Here is a 16,267-nt window from a genome sequence, read left to right as displayed (position 1 = left end):
CCTCCCACCTCGCGGTGAGCGCCCCCGTGCGCCCCTCCGCCCGACGAAAGGACCCGCATGCCGCCTGCCGACCCGGCAACACCCTTCGGCCTGTTCATCACCCTCGGTCTCCTCGTGCTCTTCTACGGGGGGACCTTTCTCATGTCCGCCCGCATCGGTCACAGGCAGGAGAACGCCGACAGCTACATGAACGCCGGACACGGCGTCGGGTTCGGCATCTCCGCGGCGTCGATGACCGCGACGTGGATCTGGGCGTCCTCGATGTACGCCTCCGTGACGTCCGGCTACACCTACGGGATCTCGGGGCCGATCCACTACGGCCTCTGGGGCGCGCTGATGATCCTGTTCATCTACCCGTTCGGCCGCCGGATCCGGAAGGTCGCTCCCCGGGCCCACACCCTCGCCGAGGTCATGCACGCCCGGCACGGGCGGTCGAGCCAGCTCATGCTGGCCGGCTCCAACGTGGTGGGCAGCGTCATCAGCCTCATGTCCAACCTCATCGCCGGCGGGGCGCTCATCTCGATGCTCTCGCCCTTCGGCTTCGTCCAGGGCGTGCTCTGCATCGCCGCCGGCGTGCTGCTCTACACCCTGTGGTCCGGGTTCCGCGCCTCCGTGCTCACGGACTTCGCCCAGGTGGTCGCCATGCTGGGCGCCGTGGTGCTCATCCTCCCGGCCCTCTTCTTCTCCCTGGGCGGTCCGGCGCTGTTCGCCGAGGGCGCGCGGAACCTCACCCCGCAGCAGGGCGACTTCTTCTCCTCGGAGGCCTTCCTCAACCAGGGCGCCCCCTACATCGCCGCGGTCCTCGCCTACGCCATCGGCAACCAGACCATCGCGCAGCGTCTCTTCGCGGTGCGCGAGGACCTCATCAAGCCCACGTTCATCACCGCCACGGTCGGCTACGGCGCCACGATCATCGGCATCGGCATGATCGGCGTCCTCGCCCTCTACGCGGGGATCGAGCCGGCCGGGGGAGACCCCAACAACCTCCTGCCGCAGATCGCCGCGGGACACCTGCCCGGCGTGCTGCTGGCGGTGTTCTTCGTCATGATCATCGGGTCGCTGTCCTCCACGGCGGACTCCGACCTCTCCGCGCTGTCCTCCATCGCGATGGCGGACGTGTACGGGCGGGGCGTGCGCCGGTCGGGCCGGGCGGCCGACCCCCGGACGATGCTGCTCGTGGGGCGGCTCACCATGGTCCTGGCCACGGCGACCGCCGTGGTCCTCGCGAGCCTCCAGCTGAGCATCCTCGACCTGCTCGTCTTCGTGGGAGCGCTGTGGGGCGCCCTGGTCTTCCCGGTGATCGCCAGCTTCTACTGGGTCAAGGTCACCAACGCGGCGTTCACCGTCTCCGTGCTCGCGGCGCTCGCCGCGTTCCTGCCCGTGCGCTTCGGCGCCGTTCCCGACACCGGACCGCTGCCGCTGCTCGCCGAGCTCCTCGCGGTCCTCGGCGTGGGCGTGGTGCTCGGGCTCATGGTCTTCGGCTTCGCCGGGACCCGCCCCGCCCTGGTCGTCGGGGCCCTGTCCGCCCTCGCCGCCGCACCGTTCGTCCTCGGCTTCCTCCGCGACTACGAGGCCCTCACCGGCTCGCTGGTCGCCTACGCGGTCAGCACCGTGGTGTGCTGGGCGATGTCCGTGCGCAGCACCACGGACTTCGACTTCGCCGAGATCCGCCGGCGCACCGGCGACTTCACCGCGGAGACCGGCCCGGAGCCGGACCCGGTGCGGGACGACCTCGCCCGCGCCGCCGGCCGCGACGAGCGCTGACCGACCACCGACGACGCACTCGAAAGGATTCCCGTGACCCCGATCCTCCTGACGATCTACGTCCTGCTCTGGCCCGTCCTCGTGGCCGGAACCTTGGCCGTCATCACCCGCGCCTTCCTCCGGGACGGCGCCCAGGCCAGGCGGGAGGGCCGCGAGCTCGTCTGAGCGGCCGCCCACCCCAGTCCGTCACGACCGGCGTCACGACCGACGCAACGACGGACGCCACGCAGGGAACCCGGACCGCGGCGGTCCGGGTTCCCGTCGTCGGCGGTGCGGCTCAACAGCGCACGACGGCGTGCGGCAGACGGGCCCGCATCACCTCGACGGCCTCGGGATTGCTGTCCACGCACACGAAGCGGCGGCCCAGCTGGTGGGCGGCCGCCCCGAGCGTGCCCGAGCCGGCGAAGAAGTCGAGCACCCAGTCCCCGCGGGCCGAGCTGGCCGCGACCATGCGCCGCACGAGGCCCACCGGCTTCTGGGTGGGGTATCCCGTCTTCTCCCGGCCCGTGGGGGAGACGATGGTGTGCCACCACACGTCCGTGGGCAGCTTGCCGAGCTCCGCCTTCTCGGGCGTCACGAGTCCCGGGGCCATGTACGGCTCCCGGTCCACCTCGGCGCTGTCGAACAGGTACCGGGCCGGGTCCTTGACGTAGACCAGGACGTTGTCGTGCTTCGCGGGCCACCGGCGCCGGGATCGCCCGCCGTAGTCGTAGGCCCAGATGATCTCGTTGAGGAAGCACTCCCGGCCGAAGATGACGTCCAGCATGACCTTCGCGTAGTGCACCTCCCGGTAGTCCAGGTGCAGGTACAGGGTCCCGTCGTCGGCCAGCACCCGCCAGGCCTCGCGCAGCCGGGGTTCCAGGAACCCCCAGTAGTCGCCGAACGCGTCGTCGTAGCTGCGCAGCGCGCCCAGCACCGTCCGGTATGACCGGCCCGCGAACCCGGTCCGCCCGCCCTCGCCCGGCGCGGCCGGGGTGACGGATGACTCCCGGCGCCGCTGCGTGCGCCCGGTGTTGAACGGGGGGTCCACGTAGACCATGCGGAAGGCGCCGTCGGGCAGCCGCCGGAGGAGCTCCAGGTTCTCCCCCGCGACCACCGCGTCGGCTCCCTCCGGGTCGAACGCGAAGGGCTTCACTCGGCGGCGGAGCCGCTCTGCGCCTGCCGTGCCTCGCCGCCCTTGCCGCCTCGACGGCGCCGGCGACGACGGGTCGTGCCCTCCTCGGTGCGCTCGACCGAGGTCTCCCGGGCCTTCTCGCGCGGCCGCTCCCGGTCCTCCTCGCGCGGCGCGGGATCCTTGCGGGCCTCCCCGCGCCCCTCGCGGCGGCCCTCACGGGAGCCACCGCGGGACTCGCCGCGCTCACGGGACCGGCCGCCGCCGCGCGGGCCGCTCCTGCGCCCGCCCGGCTCGCCGAGGTCCTCGAGGACCTCGGCGTCGAGCCCCGCGTGGGTGCGCTTGGCGCGGGGCAGGCGGCCCTTGGTGCCGCGGGGGATGCCGAGGTCCTCGTAGAGGTGCTCGGAGGAGGAGTAGGTCTCCCGCGGCTCGGGGATCCCCAGCTCGAGCGCCTTGTCGATGAGCCGCCAGCGCGGGACGTCGTCCCAGTCCACGAAGGTCACGGCCGTGCCCTTGTTGCCGGCCCGGCCCGTGCGTCCCGTGCGGTGCAGGTAGGTCTTCTCGTCCTCCGGGCACTGGAAGTTGATGACGTGGGTGACGTCCTCGACGTCGATCCCGCGTGCGGCGACGTCCGTGGCCACCAGCACGTCGACCTTGTTGTGGCGGAACGCGCGCAGGGCCTGCTCGCGCGCGCCCTGGCCGAGGTCGCCGTGCAGGGGCGCGGCCGCGAAGCCGCGGCCGATGAGCTCGTCGGCGAGCTTGGCGGCGGCCCGCTTGGTCTTGGTGAACACGATCGTGCGCCCCCGGCCCTCGGCCTGGAGGATCCGCGCCACGACCTCGTCCTTGTCGAGGTGGTGAGCGCGGTAGACGACCTGGCGGATGTCCTTCTTGGTGGCCCCCTCGTCCGGCGCGGCGGCCCGGATGTGCATGGGCTTGGTCATGTACCGCCGGGCCATGGACACCACGGGGCCGGGCATCGTGGCGGAGAACAGCATGGTCTGGCGGACCTCCGGCACGGCGGCGAGGAGCTTCTCGACGTCGGGCAGGAACCCGAGGTCGAGCATCTCGTCGGCCTCGTCCAGGACCACCGCGCGCACCGCCGAGAGGTCCAGGTGGCGCTGCCGGTTGAGGTCGATGAGCCGCCCGGGCGTGCCGACGACGACCTCGACGCCACGCTGCAGCTCCTCGATCTGGGGCTCGTAGGCGCGCCCGCCGTAGATCGTGGCCACGCGGGCGTCGCGGGTGCGCGCCGCGGTGGTCAGGTCCTGACCGACCTGGACGGCCAGCTCGCGGGTGGGCACCACGATCAGCGCCTGCGGGGCCCCCGGCCGCTTCAGCCGGTCCCACCCGGCGTCGCCGCGGCCCACGACGCGCTGGATCACGGGGATGCCGAAGCCCAGGGTCTTGCCGGTGCCGGTCTTGGCCTGGCCGATGATGTCCTGGCCGGACAGGGCCACGGGCAGGGTCATGGCCTGAATGGGGAAGGGGTGGACGATGCCCTCGGCGGCGAGGGAGTCCACGATGTCCTGGCGCACGCCGAAGTCGGCGAAGCCCTCGGGCAGCGGCTCGGGGTGCTCGGAGGTCTCCACGACCAGTTCGGGGGTCTCGTCCAGGGGTGCGGCGTCGGTGATGTGCTCGGTGATGTGCTCGGTCACGGTCGGTTCCTTCGATCGGGCACGTCCGCTCCGGGAGGGGCCTGGGGCCGGCCTCCGGGGCCGGGTGTCGGCGCAGGGGCGTGCGGTGGGTGGAAGCCGATCGTGGGCGTGCGCCGCCCCCGCCGGGCGCGCCACGGGATCGTGGTGCCCGGATCCGGTCCCGGGGAGGCCGCCGTGCGGGGCGCTGCCGCCGGGAGCGGGGGCGGGAAGGTGTCTGTCGTTCGTCGTGACGACCGGTCATCCAGTGCGCTTAACAGTGTAGCCCGACGACCGCGCACGCTCCGTGCGGTCGCCGGGCCGGGCCCGCCGGGCCGGCGGGCAGGGGGGGGTCAGTCGTCCTTCGTGAAGGGCATGAAGCCCACGGGCCGCTTCTGCTCGGCGCCCACGGCGGCGTAGCCGATCACGCCGGCGGGGACGACGGTGACGTTGCCCTTGGTGTCCGTGAGGGTCAGCGGCGACCCGGAGGAGACGGCCGCGGTGATCTGGTCCACGGCCTCCTGCGCCTCGAGCGCGGAGTCGACGACGATCTCGCGGGCGACGTGCAGGACGCCGATCTTGATTTCCATGGTTCCTCCTCGTGGTGCGTCCCGGCCAGTCTAGGGAGCGGCCTACTCCCAGTCCTCGTCGATCACCGAGATTCCGCCCCAAGCTAAACGGAAGATCTGCCGCTGGGCCTCCGCCCGCCCGCCCGTTGCCGGGTTGCGGATCCAGTGCATCGCCGCGGTCTGCGCCATGCCTGTCAGGGAGCGGGACACGAGCACCGCGTGGGGGTGGCTCAGCCCCGCGTTGGGGCCGAGCACACGGGCGATCGCCTCCGCGACGGCCAGGTGGAAGTTCTCGAAGCGCTCCGAGACCTCGGGGTCCGCGAGCAGGTCCGACTCGAAGACCAGCCGGTGGGCCTCCGGATTGGCCTCCACGAAGCCGAAGTAGACGTCCAGCATGGACTCCACGCGGCGGCGGTTGACCTCGCTGGCCCGCAGCGCCGCCACGAGACCCGTGGAGAGCTCGTGCAGGTAGAAGTCCACGAGGGCGAGGTAGAGCTCGCGCTTGCCGGGGAAGTGCTGGTAGAGCACCGGCTTGCTCACCTGGGCGGCGTCGGCGATGTCGTCCATCGAGGAGCCGTGGTAGCCGTTGCAGGAGAACACGGACAGCGCCGTCTCCAGCAGCTGACGGCGGCGGGCCTCCCGCGGCAGGCGCGCCGGGCGACCCCTCCTGCTCTCGTTCATGTGCCGTTCCTCCTCCGGCGGGCCGCAGGAGCGGCCGCGCGCATGGTGTCCTACCCGGCGGCCTGCGGGCGGTCGGTGACCTCCGGGGCAACGGCGGGGGGCGCGGGCTCCTCGGCCCGGGAGGCGGGCACGTCGATCCCGTACAGCGCGGCCAGGCCGGTGATGTACTCGTCCTGGCGGCCCTGCGCCGCGAGCTCGCGGGCGCGCACGGTCGGAGTGTGCAGCAGGGAGCGCACCATGCGGCGCATCGCCAGCTCGATCTGCTCCCTGGCGGCCGTGCACCCGTGGTGGGAGGTGACCTTCGCGAGCTCGGCGTCGAGGACGGCCATGGTGTGCTTGCGCAGGGCCACGATCGCGGCGTCCATGTCCCGGGCGTCCTGGTGGGCCGCGAACTCCTGGGCCGCGCGCTCCACGATCCCGGAGGCCGCCTCGACGGACTCCTTGGTCTCGTCGGGGGCGGCGACACGCACCGACTCCAGCGAGATGAGCTCCACGCCCGGCAGGTCGGCGACGGCGGGGTCGAAGTCGCGGGTCAGTGCGAGGTCCACGACGGTGCGCGGCCCGGCCGGGAACGCGTCGGCCCCCATGGGCGCCGAGCCGCCGCTGCACCCGATCACGACGTCCGCCCGTTCGAGGGCCTCCCTGAGCTGCCCGGACCCGACCGGCGTGCCTCCGCGGTTCTCGGTGAACTGCTCCGCCCGCCCGGAGGACGAGTACACCTCGATGTCGGCGCAGCCGCGGTCACGCAGGGCGGCCATGGTGGCCCCCGCGTAGGCCCCGGTGCCGAAGACGAGGGCCCGGCGGGACGCCCAGGTGCCGGCCGAGAGGTCGTCGGCCAGGTCCAGGGCCACGGAGACGATCGATCGGCCGCGCTCGCCGAGCGCGGTCTGGGCGCCCACCCGCCGGGCGGTGCGGGCCGCCGCCTCGAACAGGCGCACCAGGTCGCCGGAGACGGTCCCGTTGTGCCGGGCCTCGTTCAGGGCGCGGCGGACCTGGCCGGTGATCTCGCGCTCGCCCACCACGGCGGACTCCAGGCCGGAGACCACGGTGAACAGGTGGCGGGCGGCGGCCGAGTCGGTGAAGGCCCGCAGCGAGTCCGCCACGTGGTCGGGGTCGAGGCCGGAGCGGGCGCCGATCTGCTCGGACATCTCCGCGAGCACCTCGTCCAGCGCGGCCTCCGGTGACGTGCCCGGGGCCGGGGCCAGCTCGCCGTAGAGCTCCATCCGGTTGCAGGTGGACAGCGTCACCGCGCCGCGGAGCCGCCCGTCGCGGACCAGCTCCTCGGACAGGCCGAGCGCACCGGTGCTCAGACGTGCAACGGTGTTGAGATCGACGTTCTGGTGCGAGGCGACGAGTGCGAAGAGGACCACAGTCCACTCATACTAGACGCTCGCCGCACATCCGCGACCCGGCGACACCCGAGACGGAGGTCACGCCGGTCCCGGTGACGCTGCGTCAGTAAACGACGCCGGACTTCCTTGGCACAATGGGGTCATTATGGCTACCACCCCTCAGACGGCGAGCACGCCCGACATGTCGACCGCAGCCGAGCCCGGCCCGTCCCGGGGCGGCTCCGAACCCGCGGCGGCCCTCGACCGTCTGACCGGATCGCTGGCCGCGCTGCCGCCGGAGCATCCGCTGCGCTCGTCCGGGACGGCCGACTCGCCGCTGCTGCGCGCCCTCACCGGCCGCGTCCCCGGCCGGCGCCCCGTGTGGTTCATGCGGCAGGCCGGACGGTCGCTGCCGGAGTACCGCGCGCTGCGCGAGGGCACGGCCATGCTCGACGCGTGCCTGGACCCGGCGACGGCCGCCGAGATCACCCTCCAGCCGGTGCGCCGGCACGACGTCGACGCCGCCATCTTCTTCTCCGACATCGTCGTGCCCATGCGCGTGGCCGGCGTGGACGTCGACATCGTCCCCGGCCGCGGGCCCGTGCTCGAGCGCCCGGTGCGCTCCGCGGCGGACGTCGCGGCCCTGCCGGAGCTGCCCGACGCGGCGCTCGACCCCGTCCGTGAGGCCGTGGCCCGCACGGTAGCCGAGCTGGGCGCGACCCCGCTGATCGGCTTCGCCGGCGCGCCGTTCACCGTGGCCGCCTACATGGTGGAGGGCGGCCCGTCCCGGGACCACCTGCTCCCGCGCACGATGATGCACGCCGACCCCGGCGCGTGGCGGGCACTGGCCCAGTGGGCGGCCCGGACCTCCGGGGCGTTCCTGCGCGCCCAGGTCGAGGCCGGCGCCTCGGCCGTGCAGCTCTTCGACTCGTGGGCCGGCTCCCTGTCGCTGGCCGACTACCGCGCCCACGTCCTGGAGCACTCCGCGGCGGCGCTGGGGTCCGTCGCCGACCTCCCGGTGCCGCGCATCCACTTCGGCACGGGAACCGGCGAGCTGCTCGAGGCGATGCGCGACGCCGGCGCGGACGCCGTCGGCGTCGACTACCGCATCCCCCTCGAGGAGGCGAACCGCCGGCTCGGGGGCCGCACCGTTCTGCAGGGCAACATCGATCCCGCGCTGCTGGCCGCCCCGTGGGAGGTCCTCGCCGAGCACGTCCGTGCCGTGCTGCGCGGCGGCGACCACGCCCCCGGCCACGTGGTCAACCTCGGCCACGGCGTGCCTCCGGGGACCGACCCCCAGGTGCTGACGGACCTCGTGGGCCTCGTCCACGACGCGCAGCCGGCGCGGCCCGGGCGCGGGGACCTGCCGTGAGCGGGGCCCGTCGCGCACCCCGCACGGCCCTCGTCGTGGGTGGAGGGATCTCCGGGCTCGTCGCGGCCCGCGACCTCGCCGCCCGCGGGCTGCGCGTGACCCTGGTCGAGGCCGCGGACCACCTCGGCGGCGCGGTCGGCGCCCACGAGGTGGCCGGTCTCGTCCTGGACTCGGGCGCCGAGTCCTTCGCCACCCGGTCCCCGGCCGTCCCCGACCTGCTGGCGGAGCTGGGTCTGGCCGGCCGCGTGGTCCACCCCAACCGGACCGGCTCGTGGCTCTACCTGCCCGAGGGCGCCGTCCCGGCCCCCAGCTCCGGGGTCCTGGGCATCCCCGCGGACCCCACCGCGCCCCGGCTGCGGGCGGCCCTGGGCCGTGCCGGCGTGCTGCGGGCATCGCTGGACCGCCGGCTGCCCGCGTTCGTGGGGACCACCGAGGCCTCCCTGGGCGGGCTCGTCCGCGCCCGGATGGGCGACCGGGTGCTCGAGCGGCTCGTGGCCCCGTTCACCGCGGGCGTGCACTCCGCCCACCCCGACGACCTGGACGTCGACGCCGTGGCGCCCGGCCTCCGCCGGGCCCTGCGCGAGCACGGCTCCCTCGGCGCGGCGGCGGCCGCGCTGCGCCTCGCGTCTCCCGCCGGAGCCAACGTGGCGGGGCTGCGCGGCGGGATGAACGCGCTCTCGGAGGCCCTCGTGCACGACCTCGAGGAAGCGGGCGTGAAACTGGTCACCGACCACGACGTCATCGCCCTCGACCGCGATCCCCGCCGCGATGGCTGGATGGTGATCCAGCGCCAGCCGCGCCACGGCGACAAGACCGCCGTGGCGCGCGGCGAGCTGCTGGTGGTCGCCACCGACGGCCCGACCGCCGTCCGCCTGCTCGCCGGTCACCACGAGACCCTGCAGCGCTTCGCCCCCGAGGCCGGCCCCCAGGTCGCGCTGGCCACGCTCGTCGTCGACGAGCCCCGTCTCGACGGCGCACCCCGCGGGACCGGACTGCTCGTGAGCGAGGACGTGCGCCGGGTGCGGGCCAAGGCCCTCACGCACGCGACCGCCAAGTGGGAGTGGGTCCGCGAGGCGGCCGGTCCCGGCAGGCACGTGCTGCGGCTCTCCTACGGCCGGGCGCAGGCCGACGCCTCCGCGGTTCCCCCCGAGGTGTCCCTGCCCGACGACCAGCTCATCCGGCTGGCGCTCTCCGACGCCTCGACCCTCATGGGCGTCCCGCTCCGACCCCGCCAGCTCGTCGGCGCCGACGTCGTGCGGTGGCAGTCCGCGCTGCCCCGCGCCGGTGTCGGCCACGCCCGGCGGGTCGCCGAGTTCCGTCGGGCCGTCGCGGAGCTGCCCGACGCCCTCGCGGTCGGGGGATGGCTGGCCGGCACGGGCCTGGCCTCCGTCGTGGCCGACACCCGGTCCCAGGTCCGGGCGCGGCTCGCCGCCGCGGGCGTCCCCGAGGCGTCCGACCCGGCCCGGCCCACCCGAGCCCCTTCCAGCACCCGACGAAAGGACTGACGCCTTGTCCCACGACACCAGGCCCCACGCGCACGGCGACCGCCCCGCCACCGAACCGACCCAGGACGGTGCGACGGAGCGCCTGCACTGGGCCGTGTGGTCGGTCTTCGCCCGGCCCGAGGGCCGTGCCGAGGCACGGACGGCGGGCGACGACGCCGATGCCGCCGCGCAGTTCGACGGCGCCGTCGAGCGGCTCGAGGCCGAGGACGTGACCCTGCGGGGCGTCTACGACGTCTCGGGCATGCGCGAGGACGCCGACGTCCTCACCTGGCTGCACGGACCCGACCCGCAGGCGCTGCAGGCCGCGGTGCGCAGCCTGCGCCGCACCGAGCTGCTGGCCGGCACCCGCCAGGTGTGGAACGCGATGGGCGTGCACCGCGAGGCGGAGTTCACCGCGAACCACTCGCCGTCCTTCGCCCGGGGCGTCCCGCCGGAGCAGTGGGTGTGCGTGTACCCGTTCGTGCGCTCCTACGAGTGGTACTACATGAACGCCGAGCGGCGCAGCGAGATGCTGCGCAACCACGGCATGAAGGCCCGGGCCTTCCCGCAGGTGCTCGCCAACACGATCGCCTGCTTCGGGCTCAACGACTTCGAGTGGCTCCTCGCGCTGGAGGCCCCGCAGCTGGTCGACCTCGTGGACGTCATGCGCCACTTCCGCAACACCGAGGCGCGGCTGCACGTGCGCGAGGAGACGCCCTTCTACACGGGGCGCCGGATCGGCTCCGTCGACGTCGCGGAGGTCCTGCGGTGACGGCCGGCCAACCGCTGTCCGAGGCCCGGGCCCGAGACCCGGAGCCCTACGACGCCGTGATCCTCTCCTCCTTCGGCGGGCCCGAGGGCCAGGACGACGTCATCCCGTTCCTGCGCAACGTCACGCGCGGCCGCGGGATCCCGGACGAGCGGCTCGAGGAGGTCGCGACGCACTACCGCGCCAACGGCGGCGTGAGCCCGATCAACGCCCAGAACCGGGCCCTGCGCTCGGCGCTGGAGGCGGAGCTGCGGGCCCGCGGCCTCGACGTTCCGCTGCTGTGGGCCAACCGCAACTGGGACCCCTACGTGGCCGACGTCGTCCGGGACTGCCACGCCCGGGGCATGCGCCGGCTGCTCGTGCTCGCCACGAGCGCCTACTCCAGCTATTCCGGCTGCCGGCAGTACCGCGAGGACTACGGGGTGGCCCTCGAGCAGCTGGGTCTCACGGACGAGATGCAGGTCGACAAGATCCACCAGTACTACGACTCCGAGGGGTTCGTGCAGCCCTTCGTCGAGGGCCTCCGGGACGGCCTGTCGCAGCTGCGCGCCCGCGCCGGGGCCGGCCGGGTCGCGATCCTCTTCTCCACACACTCCATCCCCACGACCGACGCCGAGGCGTCCGGCCCGGCACGGATGGCGTTCGAGGAGGGCTCCGCATACGTGGCCCAGCACCTGGCCGTTGCCCGGACGGTGCTCGAGCGGGCGGGGGCCGAGACGCTCGGCGACCACACCTGGGAGCTCGTCTACCAGTCGCGCTCCGGGCCTCCGCAGGTGCCCTGGCTCGAGCCGGACGTCAACAACGCGATCGAGGAGCTCGCCGGCAGGGACGTCTCCGGGGTCGTCATCGTCCCCCTGGGGTTCGTCTCCGACCACATGGAGGTCAAGTGGGACCTCGACACCGAGGCCCTGCAGACCTGCGAGCGGCTGGGCCTGCCCGCCGTGCGCACGCCGACGGCCGGCACGCACCCCGCGTTCGTGGCCGCGCTGGCGGATCTCGTGGAGCAGCGGATCGCCGGTCGGGACGCCCCGCCGCGGATCTCGGCGTGCGCCGAGGGGACGTGGTTCGACGACTGTGCCCCCGACTGCTGCGTGAAGGTCCTGCGCGGGGCCTCCGGCCCGCGTCCGACGGTCGCCCAGCGGCCCGAGGGCGAACCGATCCCCGTGGGCCTCGACGGGACGGGGGAGGTGCAGTACGCATGACGACTGCCGACCGGCCGGAACTCCCGGTGCTCCGGGTGGGCACCCGCGGCTCCCGGCTCGCCCTCACCCAGACGCGCGCGGCCGCCCGGGCCGTGGCGGCCGCGGGCGGGCTCGAGCCGGAGCTCGTCACGATCCGCACCGAGGGGGACGTGCTGACCGGCCCGCTGTCCCAGATGGGGGGCACCGGCGTGTTCGCGACCGCACTGCGGTCGGCGCTGCTGGCGGGGACCGTGGACCTCGCCGTGCACTCGCTCAAGGACCTCCCCACCGCTCCCGTGCCGGGTCTCGTGGTCGCCGCGGTCCCGGAGCGGGAGGACCCGCGGGACGCGCTGTGCGCCCGGGACGGGCTGACCCTCCGCGGGCTCCCGGCGGGCGCGAAGGTGGGCACGGGCTCACCGCGCCGGGCCGCGCAGGTCCGCGCCGCGCGCCCGGACCTGGAGATCGTGGACATCCGCGGCAATGTCGGCACCCGTCTGTCCCGGGTGGCCCCCGGCGACCTCGACGCCGTGGTGCTCGCCGCCTCGGGGCTCCGGCGGCTCGGGATGGAGGAGGCCATCACCGAGCTCATCGACCCGTCCGTCATGCTGCCCGCACCCGGTCAGGGCGCGCTGGCCCTGGAGTGCCGGACCGAGGACGCCTCCGGCGGCACGCCGCTGGCCGCAGGACTCGCGGCGGTGGACCACGCCCCGACGCGGCTGTCCGTGACGGCCGAGCGGGCGCTGCTGACCCGGCTCGAGGCGGGGTGCGCCGCACCCGTGGGCACGTTCGGCCGGTTCGAGGGAGACGACCTGGTCCTCGACGTCGTCGTGGCGGACCCCGACGGCAGCGAGCTCATGCGCCGCGTCGGCCGGACGCCCCGGCCCACCGTGGACACCGCGCGGCAGCTGGGCGTCCGGCTCGCCGAGGAGCTGCTCGCCGACGGCGCCGGCCGGCTGGCCCGGCTCACGCTCTGAGCCCCGTGCCGCTCCCCACCCGGCCGTCCGGCGGCCCGGACGTCCTCCGCGGCGCCCGGGTCGTGCTGACCCGCTCGGCCGACCGCGCCGGGGATCTCGTGGCGCTGCTCCGCGCGGACGGGGCCGAGGTCCGGCTCGCCCCGCTGCTGGAGGCCACGCTGCCCGGGGACACGACCCCGCTCGCCGAGCTCCTCGACCGGGCGGCGGACCTGGGCCGAGGGGACTGGCTGGCCGTGACCTCCGTCAACTCCGTCCGGGCCCTGCGGTCGGTGTCCGGCGGAACGGCTCTCGGCGAGCGGCTCGCCGCGGCCCGCGGGGCAGGCCTCCGGGTGGCCGCGGTGGGCGACGCCACGGCCACCGCCCTCGGGGCCACCGGCCTCGTGCCGGACCTCGTCCCGGGCACCGCCCACTCGGCGGCCGGGCTGCTCGCCGACTGGCCGGACGAGCCGCACCCCGGCACGGTGCTGGTCCCGCTCTCCGCGCGGGCCCGTCCGCAGCTGGAGGAGGGGCTCCGGGCCAGGGGATACCGTGTGCTCACGGCGATCGCCTACGAGACGGTGCCCTGGCCGGCCGGGCGGCCGCTGGTCCCGGCGGACCCGCACGGTACGCGGACCCGTCAGGGGGCGGGCCCCCTCGACCGGGCCGCCCTGCTCCGGCTGCTGGCCGCGGGGGAGGCCGATGCGGTGGTGCTCACCGCCCCGTCCCACCTGTCCGAGCTCGTGGGCGAGGACCCCGCCGTCCTGGCCCGGACGGTCCTCGTGGCCATCGGCGAGCCGACCCGGCGAGCCGCGGCCGCGCTCGGCCTGCACGCCGTCGCCGCGGACCGGCCCTCGCCCTCGGACGTCCGTGACGCCCTCGTCCGCGCCCTCGGCGCGGCGGGCACGTCCCCGCCACCGGCGGCCGGTGGCGCTCCGCCGGTGACCACGACCCCGACCACGCCCCTGACCACGGCGGGCCGGCCCGCCACGGCGGCCGCGTCCGCCACGACGACTCCACCCTCCACGACGACCGAGGAGAAGACCTCCGTGAACCGCTCCGCTCCGCGCTACGACCTCGTGTCCCGGCCCCGCCGGCTGCGCACGACCCCCGCCGTCCGCCGTCTGGCGGCCCAGACCCGGGTCCACCCTTCCGACCTGATCCTGCCCGTGTTCGTCCGGGAAGGTCTCTCGCAACCCGCACCGCTCGGCTCCATGCCCGGTGTCGTCCAGCACTCGACGGACTCCCTGCGCCGTGCGGCCTCGGAGGCCGCGGCCAAGGGCCTCGGCGGCATCATGCTGTTCGGCGTGCCCGCCGAGCGGGATCCCCTGGGCCGCGGCGGCTGCGATCCCGAGGGAGTCCTCAACCGTGCGCTGCGCGCGGTCCGCGACGAGGTCGGCGACGACATCGTGGTCATGGCGGACCTGTGCCTCGACGAGTTCACGGACCACGGCCACTGCGGGGTGCTCGCGGCGGACGGCACCGTGGACAACGACGCGACCCTCGAGGTCTACGGCCGCATGGCCGTGGCCCAGGCGGAGGCGGGCGCCCACGTGCTGGGGCCCTCCGGGATGATGGACGGGCAGGTCGGCGTGATCCGCTCGGCCCTGGACGAGGCGGGTCACTCCGACGTCGCCGTCCTGGCGTACTCCGCGAAGTACTCCTCGGCCTTCTACGGGCCCTTCCGCGAGGCCGTGGACTCCCAGCTGCAGGGCGACCGGCGCACCTACCAGATGGACCCGGCCAATCGGCGGGAGGCACTGCACGAGCTGCAGCTCGACCTGGACGAGGGCGCCGACATGGTCATGGTCAAGCCCGCCATGAGCTATCTGGACATCCTCCGCGAGGTCGCCGACGTGTCCCCGGTGCCCGTCGCGGCGTACCAGATCTCCGGTGAGTACGCCATGATCGAGGCCGCCGCCGCCAACGGGTGGATCGACCGGCGGGCCGCCGTGCAGGAGTCGGTGCTGTCCATCCGCCGTGCCGGGGCCGACTCCGTGCTGACCTACTTCGCCGTCGAGCTCGCGGACTGGTTCCGCGAGGAGAACGGCCTCTCCTGATCTCCCACCGTCCCCCGAGCCGGAACCCCGGCGGAAGGAACCGAACAGAACCCATGAGCGTCTCCCAGGAACTCTTCGACCGCGCCCGCAAGGTCATGCCCGGCGGGGTGAGCTCGCCCGTGCGCGCCTTCGCGTCCGTGGGCGGCACCCCGCCGTTCATCACCGCGGCCAAGGGCCCGTACCTCACCGACGCCGACGGCCGCGAGTACGTCGACCTCGTCGGCTCGTGGGGCCCGGCCCTCATCGGGCACTCGCACCCCGTGGTGATCGAGGCCGTGCACGAGGCCGTGGAACGCGGCCTGTCCTTCGGGGCGACGACGCGCGGGGAGACCGAGCTGGCCGAGCTCGTGGTCGAGCGGATCGGTGCCATCGACGAGCTGCGCATGGTCTCGACCGGCACGGAGGCGGCCATGACCGCGATCCGCCTCGCTCGGGGCGTGACCGGCCGGGACCTGGTCGTGAAGTTCGCAGGATGCTACCACGGCCACGTGGACTCCCTCCTCTCGGAGGCCGGCTCGGGTGTCGCGACCCTCGCGCTGCCGGGCTCCGCGGGGGTCACGGCCGCCACCGCCGCCGAGACCCTGGTGCTGCCGTACAACGACCTCTCCGCCGTCGAGGAGGCCTTCGCCGCGCACCCGGGACGGATCGCCGCGGTCATCACCGAGGCCGCACCCGCGAACATGGGCGTGGTCGCTCCCGGTCCGGGGTTCAACGCCGGCCTGCGCCGGATCACCCGCGAGCACGGGGCCCTCATGATCTGCGACGAGGTGCTCACGGGCTTCCGGGTCCACGAGGCCGGCTACTGGGGTCTCACCCACGAGGCCGAGGGAGGCTGGGAACCGGACCTCTTCATGTTCGGCAAGGTCATCGGCGGCGGACTGCCCGTCGCCGGCGTGGGCGGCCGCGCCGGCGTGATGAACCACCTGGCACCGCTGGGACCCGTCTACCAGGCCGGCACCCTCTCCGGGAACCCGGTCGCCATGGCCGCGGGAGCGGCGACGCTGCGGACCGCCGACCGGATCGCCTACCGGACCGTCGACCGGCGCTCCCTGCAGCTGCGGGAGGCCGTGCGGGCCGCACTGGAGGAGGCGGGCGTCGACCACTCGATCCAGGTGGCCGGCAACCTGTTCTCCGTGGCCTTCGGGACCTCCGCGACGGGCGTGCACGACTACGCGCAGGCGAAGTCCCAGGAGACGTTCCGGTACCCGGCGTTCTTCCACGCGATGCTCGAGCAGGGCGTGTACCTGCCGCCCTCCGTCTTCGAGGCGTGGTTCCTCTCGGCCGCGCACGACGACGCCGCGATGGACCGGATCCTCGCAGCCCTCCCGGCCGCCGCGCGCGCGGCCGCCTCGGCCCGCCCGGAC

General features: G+C 74.6%; 14 protein-coding genes and 1 pseudogene. 10 read left to right on the top strand and 5 right to left on the bottom strand.

Annotated features, from left to right (window positions below):
• The first annotated feature begins 57 nt into the window (after positions 1-57).
• On the top strand, positions 58-1,764 hold the full coding sequence (locus ACH9EU_RS01350) for a sodium:solute symporter family transporter (RefSeq protein WP_396412131.1): 1,707 nt from the start codon (positions 58-60) through the stop codon (positions 1,762-1,764).
• Between the two features lie 33 nt (positions 1,765-1,797).
• Complete coding sequence (locus tag ACH9EU_RS01345) at positions 1,798-1,929, top strand: putative transporter small subunit (RefSeq protein WP_396412130.1); 132 nt, start codon at positions 1,798-1,800, stop codon at positions 1,927-1,929.
• A gap of 112 nt (positions 1,930-2,041) precedes the next feature.
• On the opposite strand, the gene ACH9EU_RS01340 is transcribed toward ACH9EU_RS01345, so the two are convergent.
• From ACH9EU_RS01340 to ACH9EU_RS01320, 5 genes are all read right to left on the bottom strand, one after another.
• Positions 2,042-2,899 (bottom strand): DNA methyltransferase, encoded by an 858-nt coding sequence (locus ACH9EU_RS01340; RefSeq protein WP_396412129.1) that lies wholly within the window; start codon positions 2,897-2,899, stop codon positions 2,042-2,044.
• Positions 2,896-4,530: a DEAD/DEAH box helicase gene (locus tag ACH9EU_RS01335; protein WP_396412128.1), complete on the bottom strand. Its 1,635-nt coding sequence runs from the start codon at positions 4,528-4,530 to the stop codon at positions 2,896-2,898. The genes ACH9EU_RS01340 and ACH9EU_RS01335 overlap by 4 nt, the downstream gene beginning before the upstream one ends.
• Positions 4,531-4,859: 329 nt before the next feature.
• A complete protein-coding gene (locus ACH9EU_RS01330; RefSeq protein WP_396412127.1) occupies positions 4,860-5,096 on the bottom strand; it encodes a DUF3107 domain-containing protein in 237 nt (78 codons plus the stop codon).
• Positions 5,097-5,138: 42 nt separating this feature from the next.
• Positions 5,139-5,756, bottom strand: a complete 618-nt coding sequence (locus tag ACH9EU_RS01325; RefSeq protein WP_396412126.1) for a TetR family transcriptional regulator — start codon at positions 5,754-5,756, stop codon at positions 5,139-5,141.
• Between the two features lie 50 nt (positions 5,757-5,806).
• Positions 5,807-7,126: a glutamyl-tRNA reductase gene (locus ACH9EU_RS01320; RefSeq protein WP_396412125.1), complete on the bottom strand. Its 1,320-nt coding sequence runs from the start codon at positions 7,124-7,126 to the stop codon at positions 5,807-5,809.
• A 127-nt stretch (positions 7,127-7,253) separates the two neighbouring features.
• Here ACH9EU_RS01320 and hemE point away from each other — a divergent pair, with 127 nt between their 5' ends.
• The 8 genes and pseudogenes from hemE to hemL all read left to right on the top strand — a co-directional run.
• On the top strand, positions 7,254-8,459 hold the full coding sequence (gene hemE, locus ACH9EU_RS01315; RefSeq protein WP_396412124.1) for a uroporphyrinogen decarboxylase: 1,206 nt from the start codon (positions 7,254-7,256) through the stop codon (positions 8,457-8,459).
• The gene (gene hemG, locus ACH9EU_RS01310) at positions 8,456-9,964 is read left to right on the top strand and encodes a protoporphyrinogen oxidase (protein ID WP_396412123.1); all 1,509 of its coding nucleotides are present in this window, start codon (positions 8,456-8,458) and stop codon (positions 9,962-9,964) included. The genes hemE and hemG overlap by 4 nt, the downstream gene beginning before the upstream one ends.
• Positions 9,965-9,968: 4 nt before the next feature.
• Positions 9,969-10,715, top strand: coding sequence for a hydrogen peroxide-dependent heme synthase (gene hemQ / locus ACH9EU_RS01305; protein WP_396412122.1), 747 nt, complete (start codon positions 9,969-9,971; stop codon positions 10,713-10,715).
• Positions 10,712-11,914, top strand: coding sequence for a ferrochelatase (locus ACH9EU_RS01300; RefSeq protein ID WP_396412121.1), 1,203 nt, complete (start codon positions 10,712-10,714; stop codon positions 11,912-11,914). The genes hemQ and ACH9EU_RS01300 overlap by 4 nt, the downstream gene beginning before the upstream one ends.
• Positions 11,911-12,867 carry a hydroxymethylbilane synthase gene (gene hemC / locus ACH9EU_RS01295; RefSeq protein WP_396412120.1) on the top strand — a complete coding sequence of 319 codons (957 nt, stop codon included), beginning with the start codon at positions 11,911-11,913 and terminating at the stop codon, positions 12,865-12,867. The genes ACH9EU_RS01300 and hemC overlap by 4 nt, the downstream gene beginning before the upstream one ends.
• A gap of 5 nt (positions 12,868-12,872) precedes the next feature.
• Positions 12,873-13,694 (top strand): annotated as a pseudogene (locus ACH9EU_RS01290) (uroporphyrinogen-III synthase); the annotation flags it as partial.
• A 198-nt stretch (positions 13,695-13,892) separates the two neighbouring features.
• Positions 13,893-14,903 carry a porphobilinogen synthase gene (gene hemB, locus ACH9EU_RS01285; protein WP_396412153.1) on the top strand — a complete coding sequence of 337 codons (1,011 nt, stop codon included), beginning with the start codon at positions 13,893-13,895 and terminating at the stop codon, positions 14,901-14,903.
• 53 nt (positions 14,904-14,956) lie between these two features.
• Positions 14,957-16,267 (top strand): glutamate-1-semialdehyde 2,1-aminomutase (gene hemL, locus ACH9EU_RS01280; RefSeq protein WP_396412119.1); only part of this gene is annotated, 1,311 nt, incomplete at its 3' end.

The organism is Kocuria rhizosphaerae (assembly GCF_044462265.1).
GTDB classification, from domain to species: Bacteria; Actinomycetota; Actinomycetes; order Actinomycetales; family Micrococcaceae; genus Kocuria; species Kocuria rhizosphaerae.
Note: the sequence above shows the minus strand (reverse complement) of the source record. Positions and strands in the feature narration are given on the sequence as shown.

Coding starts and splice junctions, on each gene's coding strand:
- ACH9EU_RS01350 (WP_396412131.1), top strand. CDS start 58: ATGCCGCCTGCCGACCCGGCAACACCCTTCGGCCTGTTCATCACCCTC.
- ACH9EU_RS01330 (WP_396412127.1), bottom strand. CDS start 5,096: ATGGAAATCAAGATCGGCGTCCTGCACGTCGCCCGCGAGATCGTCGTC.
- ACH9EU_RS01325 (WP_396412126.1), bottom strand. CDS start 5,756: ATGAACGAGAGCAGGAGGGGTCGCCCGGCGCGCCTGCCGCGGGAGGCC.
- hemE (WP_396412124.1), top strand. CDS start 7,254: ATGGCTACCACCCCTCAGACGGCGAGCACGCCCGACATGTCGACCGCA.
- hemC (WP_396412120.1), top strand. CDS start 11,911: ATGACGACTGCCGACCGGCCGGAACTCCCGGTGCTCCGGGTGGGCACC.